Source organism: Umezawaea sp. (genome assembly GCF_057122925.1).
The window spans coordinates 113473-130533 of record NZ_DBNGPQ010000109.1; the positions used below are offsets into that span (position 1 = coordinate 113473).

Sequence of the window (17061 nt, forward strand, 5' to 3'; positions counted from 1 at the left end):
GGTGTTCGCCGCGAACAGGGGCCGGAAGTTCGACCTCGCGCTGCGGGTCGCGCGCTTCGACCCCAGCCCGGCCGCGGTGCGGGCCGCGATCGAGGCGGGCAGGCTCGCCACCGGGCCGGGCGGTGAGGAGCGGGTGCGCCACCTGTCCAACCTCGGCGGACTGCTCCAGACCCGGTTCCAGCAGACCGGCGACCCGAGCTACCTCGACGAGGCGGTCGCGGGCCTGCTGGCGGCCATCGGCGAGGAGTCCGATCCCGGTGGGAAGGCCCGGCTCTACGCCAACGCGGGCGCGCTGAAGCACACGCACTTCACCCACGTCCGCGACCCGGAGGTGCTCGCCGACGCGATCGGTTTCAGCCGGGCCGCCGTCCACGCCGCGGCCGAGGGACCGGACAGGGCGAACTACCAGCGCAACCTCGCCATCGCGCTGACGACCGCGTACCTGGAGAACGGGAAGCTCTCCGCGCTGCACGAGGCGATCGAGGCCGCGCGGGGGTGCGCCACCGGCGCCGAGGGCGACGACGTCATCACCGCGCAGGGCCTGCACTCGTTCGCGCTGCTGGTCCGCCGCCTGTTCGACGCGACGGACGACGTGGAGGTCCTGGCCGACGCGATCGACGCCGAACGCCGCGCGGTCGACCTCACCGCGCCGGGGTGCCCGGAGCGGATCGACCGGCTCGCGCTGCTCGGCGACCTGCTGGCCGACCGCTTCCAGTGGACCGGGGCGCGGGAGGACCTGGGCGAGGCGGTCGACGTCCGGCGCACCCTGGTCGCGGTCACCCCGAAGGGGCACGGGTCCTACGACGCGCACCGCGTCGACCTGGAACTGGCGGAGCGGACCTGGACCGGCGTCGTGGGCACTCGCCGGGCCGACGGCACCGTCCCGCCGTCCGACCGGACCGGCGTGCGGTCCCACCGCGCGGCCGAACTGACCGCCCGGTACGTCGAGACCGGGGACCGGGCCCCGCTCGACCAGGCCGTCGCGGAGGCCCGCGCGGCCGTCGCGGACACCCGTCCGGGCCACCCGCAGCTGCCGGAGCGGATCGACGTCCTCGGCTGCGCGCTCGGGCTGCTGGCCCGGCTCGACGGTGACCACGGCCTGCTCGCGGAGGCCGTCGGGCTGCACCGGCGAGCCGTGGAGACCTCACCCGGCGGCCACACCTACGAGGCGCGGTTCCTCGGCAACCTCGGTACCGCCCTGGCCGCGGTGTTCCACGCCACCGGCGACCTCGTGCGGCTCACGGAGGCGACCGCGGTGACCCGCCGGGCCGTCGACGCCGCCACCCGGCCCGACGACCGCACGACCTACCTGGCGAACCTCGCCGCGATGCTGCACCGCCGCTCCGAGACGACCGGGGAACGGGCCGTGCTGGACGAAGCGGTCGCCGCCGCGCGCGAGGCCGTGCGCACCGGCGCGGACGTGGTCGCGGGACACGCCACCCACCTGACCAACCTCGGGGCCCTGCTGTTCGCCCTGTGGGAGCGCACCCGTCGGGCCGCCACGCTGGAGGAGTGCGTCGGCCTGCACGAGGAGGCCGTGCGGAGCACGCCCGAGCGCCACCCCGGACGGCCGATGCGGCTGAACAACCTGGGCGGGGCGCTGGTCACGGCGTTCGAGCAGGACGGCGACCTGCACGCGCTGGACCGCGGGATCAGCGCGCACCGGGCGGCGGTGCTGGGCTGCGACCCGGCCGACCCCGACCACGCCGGCTACCAGGCGAGCCTGAGCGGGGCGCTGCGCCAGCGGTACCTGAGCGGCTCAAGCGGGGGCGAGGAGGAGCTGGCGGAGGCGGTCGACCTCGCCCGCGCCTCCGTGCGCGCGGGGCGGGCGGGCGCCCACCGCCGGTCGAGCAGGCTGATCGGCCTCGGCCGGTCGCTGCGCCTGCTCTACCTGGACCACGGCGACCGGTCCGCTCTCGCCGAGGCCCTGGCCGCGTTCCAGGAGGCCGCGGCGCTGCCCTCGTCACCGACGGAGGACCGGGTGATCGCCGCGGACCTCTGGGGCGAACTGGCCGCGAAGGCCGACGACTACACCTCCGCGGCCGAGGGGTTCGCCACGGCGGTCCGGCTGCTCCCCCTGCTCGCCGGGCGCGGCGTGGGCCGGGGCGACGCCCAGTACCTGCTGAGCCGCTTCGCCGACCTCGCGGCGGACGCGGCGGCGTGCTGCCTCGCCGTCGGGCGCGTCGACGAGGCGGTGGCGCTGCTCGAACTCGGCCGGGGTGTGCTGGCCGCGCAGGCGCTCGACGGCCGGGGCGACCTGGCGGACCTGCGGGAGCGCGAGCCGGAGCTGGCCGACCGGTTCGCCGCGCTCGGCGCCGAGTTCGAGTCCGACACCCCGCGCGACCGGCTGGAGCTGGCCGACGAGCTGGCGGCGCTCACCGCCGTGATCAGGGCGCTGCCGGGGATGGACCGGTTCCTGCGCCCGCCGCTGGTCGCCGACCTGGTCGAACAGGCCCGCGAGGGCCCGGTGGTGCTGGTGAACGTGAGCCGCTACCGGTGCGACGCGCTGGTGCTCACCCCGTCCGGGGTCGTCGTCCAGGACCTGCTGGACCTCACGGCGAGCGAGCTGCGCCGCCGGGTCACCGCCTTCCAGGCCGCGGTCGCCGTCACGGGTCCGGAGCCCGCCGAGGCGGAGGCGGTGGTCCACGAGACCCTCGAATGGCTGTGGGACACCGTGGCGGGGCCGGTGCTCGACCGGCTCGGGCTGACCGGTGGCACCGACCCGCCGCCGCGGCTGTGGTGGGCGCCGGTCGGGTTGCTGGGCCTGCTGCCCCTGCACGCGGCGGGTCACCTGAGGACCGGGGGTCCCGCGGTCCTGGACCGCGTGGTGTCGTCGGTGACGCCGACGGTCCGCGCGCTCGGCCACGCCCGCTCCCGCTGTCGCGGCACCGGGGAGCCGCGGCTGCTGGTCGTGGCCGTGCCGGAGGCGGAGGACGCGGAAGACCTGCCCGGCGTGCTGGACGAGGCGGAACGCCTCACCGCGCGGGTCCCTGGCCTCACACGGCTGGTCGGCCCGGACGCCACCCGCGACCGGGTCCTCGCCGCCCTCCGCACGAGCACCTGGGCGCACTTCGCGTGCCACGGGTACAGCGACCCGGTCAACCCGTCGAACAGCGGTCTCGCGCTCAGCGGGTCCGTCCTGCACGTCCTGGACGTCTCGCGCCAGCGCCTCGACCACGCCGAGTTCGCCTACCTCTCCGCGTGCGACACCGCCCGGTCGTCGGTCCACCTGTCCGACGAGGCGATCCACCCCACGTCCGCGTTCCTGGTCGCGGGGTTCCCCAGGGTCGTCGGGACGCTCTGGCGGACCAACGACGTGCTGGCCCCGCACCTCACCGAGTCGATCTACGACGACCTGCTGGAGGGCGCGCCGGACGCGGACCGGGCCCCGTTCGCCGTGCACCGCACGGTCCGCCGGATCAGGGACCGCTACCCGGACCGGCCGTCGCTGTGGGCCGCGTACGTCCACGCGGGCGCCTGAGAACCGTGGCAGAACGCGGACACGACGGGGACGCTCCCGCCGCACGGGGAGCCGACCATCGGTGGGGTGATGACGAACCCCGTGGTCCCCGTGGCGGTCGCCCGCCACCGCCACGGCGGCCGGTTCCTGGTCGCCGCCACCGCCTGCCTGTTCGCCCTGGGTCTGACGTGCCTGGTGTTCGTCTGGACGCCCGGCGGCCAGGCGTTCGACGGCGCGCTGCTGCCCCTGTCCGAGCGCGGCGCGAGCTACCAGCAGGACACCCCGCTGCTGGGCCCCGCGAAGGCCGTGCTGGCGGTCTTCGGCGACGAGCTGGTGCTCGGCGTGGTGCTGCTCGCCGCCGTGCTGCTGGGCCGGAGGGCGTGGACGTCGGTCGCGGCCGTGGGCGTCGTGCTCGGCTCGGTGGCGGCGGCCAGGGTGCTCAAGGAGGTCGTCGTGCGCCCCGAGCTGGGCGTCGTGGGCTCGTCCGCGCACAACAGCTTCCCCAGCGGGCACGTCGCCGTGGCCACGGCCCTGGTGCTGGCGTTCGTGCTGGTGCTGCCGCCCGCCGTGCGCTGGTGGGCCCTCGTGCCCGGTGTGCCCGTGGTCGTGGTGGTCGGCGCCTCGACGATGGTCACCGGCTGGCACCGGCTCAGCGACCTGGTCGGCGGCGTGCTCGTGGCCTCGGCGCTGCACTGCCTGGCCGCCGCCGCGCTGGCCGACGACCGGGCGCCCTCCGCCGCGCGCGACGATAGTTGACCTCATGTCACGGGTGTTGTTGATCGAGGACGACCGCGCGGTGCGCGACGGGCTCCAGCTGGCGCTGACCAGGCAGGGCCACGTCGTGGACGCCGCGGAGACCGGCGAGCAGGGGTTGGAGCGGCTGTCGCGGGAGCCGTCGGACGTGGTCGTGCTCGACCTGATGCTGCCGGGGATCGACGGGTTCGAGGTGTGCAGGCGGATCCGCGCGGCGGGCGACCTGCCGATCATCATGCTCACCGCGCGCGACGACGACATCGACGTCGTGGCCGGTCTGGAGGCCGGGGCCGACGACTACGTGGTCAAGCCCGTGCAGGCCAGGGTCCTGGAGGCCCGCATCCGGGCCGTGCTGCGGCGGACCGCCGCGGAGCCGAGGGCCGACCCGGCCGTGGAGCGGCACGGTGCGCTGACCGTCGACCGGGTGGGGCTCGTCGTGGCCAAGGACGGGGAACGGGTGTCGCTCGCGCCCACCGAGCTGCGGCTGCTGCTGGAGCTGTCCGGCACTCCGGGGCGGGTGCTCAGCCGTCAGCAGCTGCTGGAATCGGTGTGGGAGCACGGGTACCTCGGCGACTCGCGGCTCGTGGACGCGTGCGTGCAGCGGCTGCGGGCGAAGATCGAGGACGACTCCGCGGCCCCGGTGTACGTGCAGACCGTGCGCGGCTTCGGGTACCGGTTCGGGCCGCTGTGACGATCGGTCTGCGCGCGCGGCTGGTGGTGGCGTTCGCGCTCGTCGGGGTGATCACCGCCCTGGCGGTCGCGGGCGGCATGTACCTCAAGGCCAGGACCGTCATCCTCCAGCAGGCGCAGGACGCGGCCGTGCTGGCGCTGACCGACGGGGTCGCGCGGTTCGGGCTGCTGCCGCCCACGCCGGAACGGCTGCACCGGATCGCGGACGAGCTGTCGGACCGCGACGACACCGCCGTGGCCGTGTACGACGACCTGAGCGCGGGGGGCCTGCCCCTGTCGGTGGTCACGCCCGAGCTGCGGGAGACCGTGCGCGGCGGGTACACCGCGTGGCAGCGCGTCTCCGTCGGCGGCGAGACCCAGCTCGTGAGCGGGACCGGCGTGGCGTTCGGGTCGTCCGTGCTGGAGGTCTACTCGCTGCGCACCCTGGCGCCCGCGGCGGCGAGCATCGCCGAGCTGTCCACCAGGGCGTGGGTGTTCGGCGGCGGCGCGCTGGTGTTCGCGCTGCTGCTGGCCCTGCTGGCCGCGTGGAGCGTGCTGCGGCCGGTGCGCGAACTCGGGGACGCCGCGCGGCGGATGGGTTCGGGCGACCTGAAGTCCCGTTTGGACGTTCGCGGCTCGGACGAGCTGGCGGGTCTGGCCGTCACGTTCAACCACACGGCCGACGCGCTGGACCAGCGCGTCGACGAGCTGCGGCGGATGGAGGCCGACGCGCGCCGGTTCGTCGCCGACGTGTCGCACGAACTCCGCACCCCGCTGTCGGCCATGACCGCGGTCGCCGACGTGCTGGAGGAGGAGGCCGAGGTGCTGCCCGCGGACGCCGCGCAGGCCGCCCGGCTGGTGAGCCAGGAGACGCACAACCTGACGAGGCTGGTGAACGACCTGATGGAGATCAGCAGGTTCGACTCGGGGGCCGCCGCGCTGGTGCTGGACGACGTGGACGTGGCGGCGGTGGTCCGCGCCTCGCTGCGCACCAGGGGGTGGCTGGACGCGGTCGAGACGACCCTGCCCCCGGACGTGGTCGCGCGGGTCGACCCGCGCAGGCTGGACGTGGTGCTGGCGAACCTGGTGGGCAACGCGGTGCGGCACGGCGGCGCGCCCGTGTCCGTGGCGCTCGACGTCGAGCCGGGCTGGGTCGTCATCACCGTGGCGGACCGCGGCCCCGGCCTGTCCCCTGGCGTGCTGCCCCACGTGTTCGACCGCTTCTACAAGGCCGACTCGTCCAGGGCGCGCTCCACGGGCAGCGGCCTGGGTCTCGCCATCGCCCGCGAGAACGCCCTCCTGCACGGCGGCACCCTGGTCGCCGAGAACCACCCCGGCGGCGGCGCGGTGTTCACCCTCCGCCTGCCCGACCCGCGAGGTGACCGGTGAAGCGCGCCGCCGCCCTCGCGGCCGTGCTGCTCGTGGCGGGCTGCGGCGTGCGTCCCAGCGGGGTCATCGTCGGCGGCCCGGCCCCGACCGCGGCGGCCGTGATCTCCGTGTACTTCGTGTCCGGCGGCCGGGTCGCCCCCGTGCCGCGCCCAGGGTCCGCCTCCGCGCTCGCCCAGCTGGCCGTCGGCCCGACGACCGCGGAACGCGAGCAGGGCTACGCGACCGAGGTGCCCGCGGGTGCCGTCCTCGACGCCGCGGGCTCGACCGTGACCGTCTCGGTCGACGTGACCTCGTTGTCCGCCAACGCCGTCGACCAGATCGTCTGCACCACGGCCGCGGGCTCCGTCACCCTGGTCGGCGGCGGGCAGAGCCGCGGCCCGCTCGCGTGCCCGGTTGGGTGATAACTATTCCACCGCACGTCGAAATGAGATAGGAACGAGGTCGGGCCGAGTTCAGCGGAAAGCGAGGTAGCCATGGCCTATGAACTCGAGAAGAGGCTGGTCATCGGCATCGCGTCCAGCGCACTGTTCGACCTGACCAAATCAGACAGGGTGTTCAGGAGGAAAGGCGTGGCGGTCTACCGCACATACCAGGAGCAGCGACTTAATGTTCCGCTGGCGCCGGGGGTTGCGTTCCCGTTCATCAAGAGACTCCTGTCTCTCAACGACCTCTCACCCCAGGATGATCCACTGGTCGAGGTCATCGTGCTCTCCAAGAACAGCCCGGACACGGGTCTTCGGGTGATGCGTTCCATCAAGCACCACCAACTGCCGATCACGCGCGCCATCTTCCAGCAGGGTCGGTCGCCCTACGGGTTCATGCGCGCGCTGAACATGTCTCTGTTCCTGTCCGCGAACCAGCGGGACGTTCGACGTGCGGTAGCCGACAACCTGCCCAGTGGCCGCGTACTCAAGTCGACCTACGTCGACGACGATGAAACCGACCTACGCATCGCGTTCGACTTCGACAGCGTCCTCGCGGACGACGAATCGGAGCGGGTGATGCAGAGCGGCGGACTCGACGAATTCCATCGGCACGAAACCGCGAACCTCACCACAACGCACAATTCCGGCCCGTTGAGGGACCTCCTGGCGGGCATCACCAGGATCCAGGACAGGGAAGAAGAAGAGCGGGTCGTCAACCGGAAGTACAAGACCAGGGTCAGGGTCTCCGTTGTCACAGCTCGGAACGCACCCTCGCACGAGCGGGCCGTCGAGAGCCTGAAACGGTGGGGGCTCCGGGTGAACGACGCGTTCTTCCTCGGCGGGATCGAGAAGAACAAGGTGTTGTGCGCTCTGCGGCCTCACATCTACTTCGACGATCAGAAACGCAACCTCAAGTCCGCCAGCATTCCGTGCGTCCACGTGCCGTTCGGTGTCATCAACGAGGCCAAGCCACCCTCCTAGTGCTTCGCCGGCCGCTTCGCGGGCTCGCAGCACAGCGGTGCGCAGGGGGCGCCGTTGACCGTGCACCCGGCCGCGGTGAAGTCGGACAGCTTGCGCGGCGCGACGCCGTCGGTGTGCTCGCGGACCAGCTCCACCACCAGCTCGGCGAACCGGGGGTCGGCGTTCGGCGTCGCCGCGCGGGCGAAGGCCATGCCGAGTTCACCGGCCCGCTCGCGGGCCTCGGTGTCGAGGTCCCACACGACCTCCAGGTGGTCGCTGACGAACCCGATGGGGCACAGCAGGACGCCGCTCACGCCCTCCTCGTGCAGCGCCTCGACGTGGTCGACGACGTCCGGCTCCAGCCACGGGATGTGCGGCGGGCCGGAGCGGGACTGCCACACGACGTCGTACTCCTCGCGGCCCACGGCCGACGCCACGAGGCGGGAGGCCTCGGCGACCTGGCGGGAGTAGCGGTGCCCGCCCTCGGCCGGCGGTCCGGCGGCCCGGTCGGCCGAGACCGGCACGGAGTGCGCGGTGAACACCAACCGGTGGTCGGCGGGCAGTGCGAGGGCGGCCGTGCGGACCGCGTCGGCGAACGCGGCGATGAACAGCGGGTGGTCGAAGAACTGGCGCAGCTTCACCAGTTCGGGGGCGTTCGGCACGGCCGCACGGGCCCGCAGGATGTCCTCGTCGTACTGGCGGCAGGCGGAGTAGCCGCCGTAGGCGCTGGTGGGGAACACGAGCGCGCGCCGCACGCCGTCGCGCTCCATCTCGGCGAGGGTGTCCTCGACCATCGGGTGCCAGTTGCGGTTGCCGAAGTAGACCGGCAGGTCCAGCCCGGTGGCGCGGACGGCGTCGATGGCGGCGCGGTTCAGGGCGTTGATCGGTGACACTCCGCCGAAGTGCTGGTAGTGCACCTCGACTTCGTCCAGCCGTTCGGGTGGTACGCCACGCCCCCTGGTGACGTTCTCCAGGAATGGACGGACGTCCGCTGGTCCTTCCGGGCCTCCGAACGACAACCAGAGCAGCGCGTCGTAACTCACCGCTACATCCTGGACCCGGTCAAGGGAACGCGCACGACCGGGTCGACGTGCTGATGATCACGTCGACCCGGTCGGGGGACGGCTAGAGGCCCAGGAAGTGCACGCCGCCGTCGACGAACACCATCGAGCCGGTCGTCGCGGGGAACCAGTCGGACAGCAGGCCGCACACGGACTGCGCGACGGGCGTCGGGTCGTCGACGTTCCAGCCGAGCGGGGCCTTCTCCGACCACATGGTTTCCAGGTCGGCGAAGCCGGGGATCGACTTGGCGGCCATCGTGCGCACCGGACCGGCGGACACGAGGTTGACCCGCACGCCGTGCTCACCGAGGTCGCGCGCGAGGTACCGGTTGATCGACTCGAACGCGGCCTTGGCCGGGCCCATCCAGTTGTAGGCGGGCCACACCTGGCGGGCGTCGAAGTCGAGGCCGACGATCGAGCTGCCGCGGGACAGCAGCGGCAGCGCGGCGGCGGCCAGCGCCTTGTACGAGTACGCGGACACGTGCATCGCCGTGGCCACGTCCTCCCACGGCGCGTCCATGAACGGAGCGCCCAGGCAGCTCGGCGGGGCGTAGCCGACGGCGTGCACGAGGCCGTCGAGGCCGTCCACGTGCTCGCGCACCCGATCGGCCAGCGTGTCGAGGTGCTCCTGGTTCTGGACGTCCAGCTCCACGACCGGCGCCGGGTTCGGCAGCCGCTTCGCGATGCGCTCGACCAGGCTCATGCGGCCGAACCCCGTGAGCACCACCCGCGCGCCCTGCTCCTGCGCGACCTTGGCGACGTGGAAGGCGATCGACGCGTCGGTGATCACCCCGGTGATCAGCAGCCGCTTGCCTTCGAGCAGTCCCGTCACTTGCTTCCTCCGTTGATCAGTTCGAGAGACACGGCTCAGTGGCCCATGCCGAGGCCGCCGTCGACCGGGATGACCGCGCCGGTGATGTAGCCCGCGGCGTCCGAGGCGAGGAACGCCACGGTGGCGGCGACCTCCTCGACGGAGGCGAACCGGTTGGCGGGCACCTGGCCGAGGATCTGCTTCTTGCGGTCGTCGGTGAGCTTGTCGGTCATGTCGGTCGTCACGAAGCCGGGCGCCACCACGTTCGCGGTGATGTTGCGCGACCCGAGCTCACGGGCGATCGACCGGGCCATGCCGACGAGGCCCGCCTTGCTGGCGGCGTAGTTGACCTGGCCGGGACCGCCGTAGAGGCCCACGACGGAGGAGATGAGCACGATCCGGCCGTAGCGGTTGCGCAGCATCCCCTTGGACGCGCGCTGCACGACCCGGAACGCACCGGTCAGGTTGGCGTCGAGCACGCGGGTGAACTGGTCGTCGGACATGCGCAGCAGCAGCGTGTCCTCGGTGATGCCCGCGTTCGCCACCAGCACCTCGACCGGTCCCTGGTGCGCCTCGACCTCGGCCAGCGCGGCGTCGACCTCGTCGCCGTTCGTCACGTCGCACTTGACGCCGAACAGGCCTTCGGGGACACCGGAGCCGCGGTGTGTCACGGCGACCTTGTCACCCTGCGCGGCGAACGCCCGGGCGATCGCCAACCCGATTCCCCTGTTGCCCCCGGTGACCAGAACGGACCTCGACACGGTTCTCCCATCGCTGCTGGTTGATGGGCGCGAGGCTATCCGTTACCCCCGAGTACCCCGGCATCGGCGGACCCGGATCACAATCGTCCGGGTGAGCGAATTCTCCGATCGGCTGCGCGCCGAGGTCTCCGGCGACGTGCTGACCGACTCGTCCTCCCGTGCCCTGTACTCGACCGACGCCTCGAACTTCCGGCACGTCCCGGCGGTCGTGGTGCGGCCGAGAACGGTCGACGACGTGCTGGCGGCCGTGGCGCTGGCGGTCGAGCACGGCGTGCCGATCACCAACCGGGGCGCGGGCACGAGCATCGCGGGCAACGCGGCGGGGTCGGGCCTGGTGCTCGACTTCGCCCGGTACCTGGACCGGATCGTGGAGGTCGACCCGGACCGGCGGCTCGCGGTCGTCCAGCCGGGCGCGGTGCTCGACCGGCTGAACGCCGCCGCGGCGCCGCACGGGCTGCTGTTCGGGCCGGACCCGTCGACGCACTCGCGGTGCACGCTCGGCGGGATGATCGGCAACAACGCGTGCGGCGCGCACTCGGTCGCGTGGGGCAAGACCGGCGAGAACGTCGAGGCGCTCGACGTGCTGCTGCCCGACGGCACCCGGTTCGACACCCGGACGCCGCCCGCGCTCGCCCTCCCGGACGTCGACCCGGCGTGGTTCCCCCCGCTCGGCCGCCGGGTGTCGGGGTACGCGCTGGACGCCCTGCCGGACCTGACGCGGGCGCTGGTGGGCACCGAGGGCACCTGCGTGACGCTGCTGGGCGCGACCGTGCGGCTGGTCGAGGCGCCGGAGCACCGGGTGCTGGCCGTGCTGGGGTTCGCGAACACCTACGACGCCGCCGACAACGTGGTGGCGCTGCGCGAGTACGACGTGCTGGCTCTGGAGGGCATCGACGCGGGCATGGTCGCCGTCGTGCGGCAGCGCACCCCGGACGCCCCCGCGCTCGCGCTGCTGCCGCCCGGCGCGAGCTGGCTGTTCGTCGAGTGCCGCGACGAGGAGACCGCGCGGCGCGTCGCGTCGGTCGCCCCGGGTTCCGTCGTGGTGACCTCTCCGGCGCGGCAGCGGCTGCTGTGGCGGATCCGCGAGGACGGCGCGGGCCTGGCGACCAGGATGGCCGACGGCACCGAGGCGTGGTCGGGCTGGGAGGACGCCGCCGTGCCGCCGGAGCGGCTCGGGAAGTACCTGCGCGAGTTCGACGCGCTGCTGGCGGGGCACGGGCGGCGCGGCCTGACCTACGGGCACTACGGCGAGGGCTGCGTGCACGTGCGGATCGACTTCGACTTCGCGTCGGGCTACCGGTCGTTCCTCCAGGACGCGGCCGACCTCGTGGTCGCGCACGGCGGCTCGATCTCCGGCGAGCACGGCGACGGGCAGGCCCGCTCGGAGCTGCTGCCGAGGATGTACCCGCCCGCGGCGCTGGTGGCGTTCGGCCGGTTCAAGGCCGCGTTCGACCCGGACAACCTGATGAACCCCGGCCGGATCGTCGACCCGGCGCCGCTCGACGCCGACCTGCGGGTGCTCGTGGCGCCCGCCCGCATCCCGACCCGCACGACGCTCGCGCTGCACGCCGACGGCGGCGACCTGGCCGCCGCGACCCGGCGGTGCGTCGGCGTCGGCAAGTGCCTGAACGCGAGCGGCGGCGTGATGTGCCCCAGCTACCGGGTGACCCGCGAGGAGCGGCACTCGACGCGGGGCCGCGCGCGGCTGCTGTTCGAGATGCTGAACGGCGAGGTCGTGCGGGGCGGCTGGCGGTCGGAGGAGGTCCGCGACGCGCTCGACCTGTGCCTGGGCTGCAAGGGGTGCAAGCGCGACTGCCCGGTGGACGTGGACGTGGCGACCTACAAGGCGGAGTTCCTGCACCAGCACTACCGGGGGCGGGTGCGGCCCGCGGCGCACTACTCGATGGGCTGGCTGCCGCTGTGGCTGCGGCTCGGGCTGGTGAACCGGTTGACCTCGCGGTTCCCCCGGCTCGCGGGTCTGGCGCCGGAGCGGCGGATGCCCGTCGTGGCGGAGCGGTCGTTCCGGGCGACGTTCACGCGGTCGGCGGTGGACGGCCCGAGGGCGCTGCTGTTCACCGACACGTTCACCAACCACTTCGAGCCGTCGATCGGGCACGACGCGGCGGCCGTGCTGACCCACCTCGGGCAGCGCGTGGAGATCCCCGACCGCTCCGTCTGCTGCGGGCTGACGTGGATGTCGACCGGCCAGCTCGGCACCGCCCGCCGGGTGCTGCGCCGGACCGCCCGGATCCTGCGGGGGGCCACCGGGGCCGGGGTTCCGGTGGTGGGGCTGGAACCGAGCTGCACCGCGTTCCTGCGCGGCGACGCGCTGGAGCTCGCGGGCGACGACCCGGACGTGGTCGCGCTGGCCACCGCGACGCGGACGTTCGCCGAGCACGTGGCCCCCGCGCTGGACCGGGTCGCGGGCGACGGGAGGGCGATCGTGCAGACGCACTGCCACCAGTACGCCGAACTGGGCTTCGACGCCGACCGGGAGCTGCTGGCGAAGTCCGGCCTGGCCGCCGAGGTGCTCGACACCGGGTGCTGCGGCCTGGCGGGCAACTTCGGCTTCGAGCGCGGCCACCACGAGGTGTCGATGGCCGTCGGCGAGCAGGGCCTGTTCCCCGCCGTCCGGGCGGCCGGGCCGGGCACCGCGGTCGTCGCCGACGGGTTCAGCTGCCGCACCCAGGTGCGCGAGGGGACCGACGCGGAACCGGTGCACTCGGCCACCGTCGTGGCGCGGTCCCTGGGGTTGCGCCCCTGACCGGTGTCACACCTCGTGCCCCGGTGTCGTCTTCACGTCATGGTCCTGGACGGGGGAACCGAGGCACACTGGAGGAGCGGACCGACGCCGGGGGGCGTCCGCTCCCGGCACGACGGCGGTCCGGACGGGGGGTACGGGTCATGAGTTCGCTCGGCACGGCCGCGACAGCCGTCGACCAGCGCTACCACGCGGCGGGCGGTCTGCGCGGACAGCTGAACAAGGTCTTCCCGGCGCACTGGTCGTTCCTGCTCGGGGAGATCGCGCTGTACAGCTTCGTCGTCCTGCTGCTGTCCGGGACGTACCTGGCGCTGTTCTTCGACCCGTCGATGGAGGAGGTCGTCTACGACGGCTCGTTCACGAACCTGAGGGGCCTGGAGATGTCCCGCGCGTTCGAGTCGACGCTGGACCTCTCGTTCGAGGTGCGCGGCGGCCTGTTCGCCCGCCAGGTGCACCACTGGGCGGCGCTGCTGTTCATGGCGGCGATCGTCGTGCACATGCTGCGGATCTTCTTCACCGGCGCGTTCCGCCGCCCGCGCGAGCTGAACTGGGTCATCGGCATCGTGCTGTTCCTGCTCGGCTGCGTCGAGGGCCTGTTCGGCTACTCGCTGCCCGACGACCTGCTGTCCGGCGCGGGTCTGCGGATCACGGCGTCGCTGCTGCTGTCGGTCCCGGTCGTCGGCACCTGGCTGCACTGGGCGCTGTTCGGCGGCGAGTTCCCCGGCACGGAGGTGCTGCCCCGGCTGTACACGCTGCACGTGCTGCTGATCCCGGCGATCATGCTCGGGCTGGTCGCGGTGCACCTGGCGCTGGTCTGGTACCAGAAGCACACGCAGTTCCCCGGTGCAGGCCGCAAGGAGACCAACGTCGTCGGCGTGCGGATCATGCCGGTGTTCCTGGTCAAGAGCGGCGTGTTCCTCGCGGTGGTCGTCGCCGTCTGCGCGGTGATGGGCGGCGTCTTCCAGATCAACCCGGTGTGGAACTTCGGGCCGTTCAACGCGGGCCAGATCTCCGCGGGCACGGTGCCGGACTGGTACATGGCGTGGACCGACGGTCTGCTGCGGCTGTGGCCCGCGTGGGAGCTGTACCTGGGCGACCACACGGTCCCCGCCGCGTTCTTCCCGTTCGTCGCGGGACTCCCGCTGCTCACCGGACTCGCGGCGGCGTACCCGTGGGTCGAGCGCAGGCTCAGCGGCGACCGGGCGCACCACAACCTGCTGCAACGGCCGCGCGACGTGCCGGTGCGCACCGCGCTGGGGGCGATGGCGCTCGCGTACTTCCTCGTGGCGCTGCTGTCCGCGGCCAACGACGTGATCGCGCACGCGTTCGACGTCTCGCTCAACGCCACGGTGTGGGCGGGCAGGCTCGGGCTCCTGCTGCTGCCGCCGCTCGCGTACTTCGTCACCTACCGGCTGTGCCTGGGGCTCCAGCACTCCGACCGCGCGGTGCTGGAGCACGGCGTCGAGACCGGGATCGTGAAACGCCTGCCGCACGGGGAGTTCATCGAGGTGCACCAGCCGCTCGCCGACCACCCGCTGACCTACCAGGGCGCGGCCGTGCCGAAGAAGATGAACAAGCTCGGCTCCGCCGGGTCACCCGCGCCCGGCTCGTTCTACTCCCCCGACCCGGCGGAGGAGGTGCGGGCGCTCAAGCACTAGTCCTCTGTGGACTTGCCAGGCCGACGCGGGCACACGATCAGGTGCACTTCCCGTGACGGTGGGAGGTGCGCGCGAGCGCTCTGCGAGCATGGTTCCGATGATCTCGAACCCCTCCCGCCGGAACCACCTCCGCTCCGTGCCGCCCATCGCGGCCGAACCGGTGAAGTCCTTGCTGCACCTCGATTCCAGCAACTCCGACCCGTCGATCAGCAAGCACCTGACCTCGTTGTACGCCGACACCTGGCGCGAGCGGCACGGCGACGCGGGCCACCGGTACCGCGACGTGGCCGAGCACCCGGTGCCGCTGCCGGGCCCGGCCTACAGCGCGCTGCGCGGGCGGCTGGAGAACCGCGGCCCCGTCGCCGTCCGCGCGGTCGGCAAGCTCCTCGCCTCCGCGGCCGAGGAGCACGAGTGGGCGCTGACCCGGCCGCTGGTGGCCGAACTGCTGGCGGCGGACACCGTGCTGCTCGGCGTGCCGGTGCACAACCTGACCGTCCCGGCGGCGCTGAAGGCGTGGATCGACCGGGTGACCGTGCCCGGCGTGTTCACCGACGCGGCCACCGAGGACAGCCTGCTGCGCCGCACCGAGGTCGTCGTGGTCACGGCGACGGGTGGCCGCCACCGCTCCGGCGCGGACTTCGTGGAACCGTACCTGCGCGCCTACTTCGGCGACCTCGGCGTGCCCGAGGCCAACCTGCGCTTCGTGCACGTCGAGATGACCCGCGCGCCGGACGTGCCGCGGCCGTCGCGGTTCCAGGCCCTGGGCACGGAATCGCTGGCCGCGGCACGCGCCGCCGTCGTGGAGCTGGCGGGCAGTCAGGCCTTCGTCTCCAGCGTGGACTCCTTCGACGTCTCCCGCATCGAGCCGTAGACGAGCAGCGAGACCAGCACGCACCCCGAGACGTACCAGTAGAACCACGACTCGTGCCCGGCCGACTTCAGCCCGAGCGCCACGTACTCCGCCGTGCCGCCGAAGATCGCCACCGTGAGCGCGTACGGCAGCCCGACGCCGAGCGCCCGGATCCGCGTCGGGAACAGCTCGGCCTTCACGATCGCGTTGATCGACGTGTAGCCGGTCACGACCACCAGTCCCGCCAGCATCAGCAGGAACGCGGGCACGGCCTCCGTCGTGGACGCCAGCGTCGTCAGCAGCGGCACCGTGCCGAGCGCGCCCAGCACGCCGAACGCGAGCAGCAGCGGCCTCCGCCCGATCCGGTCGGACAACCCGCCCGCCAGCGGCTGGATGACCACGAACACCAGCAGCGCCAGGAAGTTGATCCAGCTCACCGTGGCCGCGTCGATGCCACTGGTGTTGATCATGAACTTCTGGAGGTACGTCGTGTACGTGTAGAACGCGACCGTGCCGCCGAGCGTCAGGCCGACGACCAGCAGGCACTCCTTGGGGTACTGGAGCAGCGCCCGCAGCGACCCCCGCGAGTCCGACGTCCGGCCCTCCCGCTGGAAGCTCTCCGACTCGTCCATGCCGCGCCGCAGGAACATCACCACGATCGCACCGGTCGCGCCGATGACGAACGCGATCCGCCACCCCCACGACAGCATCTCCTCGCGCGTCAGCACCTGCTGGAGCACGATCTGCACGCCCAGCGCCAACAGCTGCCCGGCGGTCAGCGTCACGTACTGGAAGCTCGAGTAGAACCCGCGCTTCCCCTTCGACGCCACCTCGGACAGGTAGGTCGCCGACGTCGAGTACTCCCCGCCCACCGACAGCCCCTGGAGCAGCCGGGCCGTCACGAGCAGGATCGGCGCGGCGACCCCGATCGTCGCGAACGACGGCGTCAACGCGATCATCAACGACCCCAGCGCCATCAGCGTCACGGACAGCGTCAACGCCGCCCGCCGCCCGTGCCGGTCCGCGTAGCGCCCCAGCAGCCACCCGCCGAGCGGCCGCATCAGGAACCCGACCGCGAACACGGCGGCCGTGTTCAACAGCTGCGCGGTCTGATCACCCTTCGGGAAGAACGCCGCGGCGAAGTAGATGCTGAACGCGGTGTACGCGTACCAGTCGTACCACTCGATGAGGTTCCCGATGGACCCCCTCAGCACGTTGGCGACAACGCGGCGCTCAGCAGCACCCGTCTCCCGCCCCTGCCCGACCTCGACCGCCATAGTCGTCCTCCTGGTGTGATCGCCCACACCATCGGGTCCACCACAACCTCACGACAAGGCGCACCGGCACTTCTTTGCACTCCCTTAGGACGATGGGGCCGGGAGAACCATGATCAAATGCCTTCTACCAGGCGTTTTACCACCCACCCAGACTGTATGATCATCCCCAGGCCGTCCCCAGGCCGTCAACACGCCGATTTGCGCTGGTCGGAACCACCCCGACGCC

Annotated in this window: 13 protein-coding genes; 9 read left to right on the plus strand and 4 right to left on the minus strand. The window is 72.8% G+C overall.

Translation table 11 applies throughout. From position 1 onward, the window contains the following. The first annotated feature begins 1 nt into the window (after nt 1). The 6 genes from AC156L_RS25380 to AC156L_RS25405 all read left to right on the plus strand — a co-directional run bounded on the left by AC156L_RS25380 (nt 2) and on the right by AC156L_RS25405 (nt 7677). Nucleotides 2-3481, plus strand: coding sequence for a CHAT domain-containing protein (locus tag AC156L_RS25380; protein WP_330874436.1), 3480 nt, complete (start codon nt 2-4; stop codon nt 3479-3481). A 69-nt stretch (nt 3482-3550) separates the two neighbouring features. After that, nucleotides 3551-4216: a phosphatase PAP2 family protein gene (locus AC156L_RS25385; protein WP_330874437.1), complete on the plus strand. Its 666-nt coding sequence runs from the start codon at nt 3551-3553 to the stop codon at nt 4214-4216. Nucleotides 4217-4220: 4 nt separating this feature from the next. Next, the gene (locus AC156L_RS25390) at nt 4221-4904 is read left to right on the plus strand and encodes a response regulator transcription factor (RefSeq protein WP_330874438.1); all 684 of its coding nucleotides are present in this window, start codon (nt 4221-4223) and stop codon (nt 4902-4904) included. Next, the gene (locus AC156L_RS25395) at nt 4901-6271 is read left to right on the plus strand and encodes a HAMP domain-containing sensor histidine kinase (protein ID WP_330874439.1); all 1371 of its coding nucleotides are present in this window, start codon (nt 4901-4903) and stop codon (nt 6269-6271) included. The genes AC156L_RS25390 and AC156L_RS25395 overlap by 4 nt, the downstream gene beginning before the upstream one ends. Then, nucleotides 6268-6672 carry a hypothetical protein gene (locus tag AC156L_RS25400; RefSeq protein WP_330874440.1) on the plus strand — a complete coding sequence of 135 codons (405 nt, stop codon included), beginning with the start codon at nt 6268-6270 and terminating at the stop codon, nt 6670-6672. The genes AC156L_RS25395 and AC156L_RS25400 overlap by 4 nt, the downstream gene beginning before the upstream one ends. A 72-nt stretch (nt 6673-6744) precedes the next feature. After that, nucleotides 6745-7677, plus strand: a complete 933-nt coding sequence (locus AC156L_RS25405; RefSeq protein ID WP_330874441.1) for a 5'-nucleotidase — start codon at nt 6745-6747, stop codon at nt 7675-7677. On the opposite strand, the gene AC156L_RS25410 is transcribed toward AC156L_RS25405, so the two are convergent. The 3 genes from AC156L_RS25410 to fabG form a co-directional block, all read right to left on the minus strand. Next, nucleotides 7674-8699: a ferrochelatase gene (locus AC156L_RS25410; protein WP_330874442.1), complete on the minus strand. Its 1026-nt coding sequence runs from the start codon at nt 8697-8699 to the stop codon at nt 7674-7676. The genes AC156L_RS25405 and AC156L_RS25410 overlap by 4 nt on opposite strands. A gap of 82 nt (nt 8700-8781) precedes the next feature. Continuing rightward, the gene (gene fabI, locus AC156L_RS25415; RefSeq protein WP_330874443.1) at nt 8782-9549 is read right to left on the minus strand and encodes an enoyl-ACP reductase FabI; all 768 of its coding nucleotides are present in this window, start codon (nt 9547-9549) and stop codon (nt 8782-8784) included. Between the two features lie 35 nt (nt 9550-9584). After that, complete coding sequence (fabG, locus tag AC156L_RS25420; RefSeq protein ID WP_330874444.1) at nt 9585-10289, minus strand: 3-oxoacyl-[acyl-carrier-protein] reductase; 705 nt, start codon at nt 10287-10289, stop codon at nt 9585-9587. A 91-nt stretch (nt 10290-10380) separates the two neighbouring features. Here fabG and AC156L_RS25425 point away from each other — a divergent pair, with 91 nt between their 5' ends. The 3 genes from AC156L_RS25425 (at nt 10381) to AC156L_RS25435 (ending at nt 15579) form a co-directional block, all read left to right on the plus strand. Continuing rightward, entirely contained in the window at nt 10381-13053 is a 2673-nt protein-coding gene (locus AC156L_RS25425) for an FAD-binding and (Fe-S)-binding domain-containing protein (protein WP_330874445.1), read from the plus strand. Nucleotides 13054-13193: 140 nt separating this feature from the next. After that, nucleotides 13194-14708, plus strand: a complete 1515-nt coding sequence (gene qcrB / locus AC156L_RS25430) for a cytochrome bc1 complex cytochrome b subunit (RefSeq protein WP_330874446.1) — start codon at nt 13194-13196, stop codon at nt 14706-14708. Nucleotides 14709-14805: 97 nt separating this feature from the next. After that, on the plus strand, nt 14806-15579 hold the full coding sequence (locus AC156L_RS25435) for an FMN-dependent NADH-azoreductase (RefSeq protein WP_330874447.1): 774 nt from the start codon (nt 14806-14808) through the stop codon (nt 15577-15579). On the opposite strand, the gene AC156L_RS25440 is transcribed toward AC156L_RS25435, so the two are convergent. After that, nucleotides 15525-16835 carry an MFS transporter gene (locus AC156L_RS25440; RefSeq protein ID WP_330874448.1) on the minus strand — a complete coding sequence of 437 codons (1311 nt, stop codon included), beginning with the start codon at nt 16833-16835 and terminating at the stop codon, nt 15525-15527. The genes AC156L_RS25435 and AC156L_RS25440 overlap by 55 nt on opposite strands. Between the last annotated feature and the right edge of the window lie 226 nt (nt 16836-17061).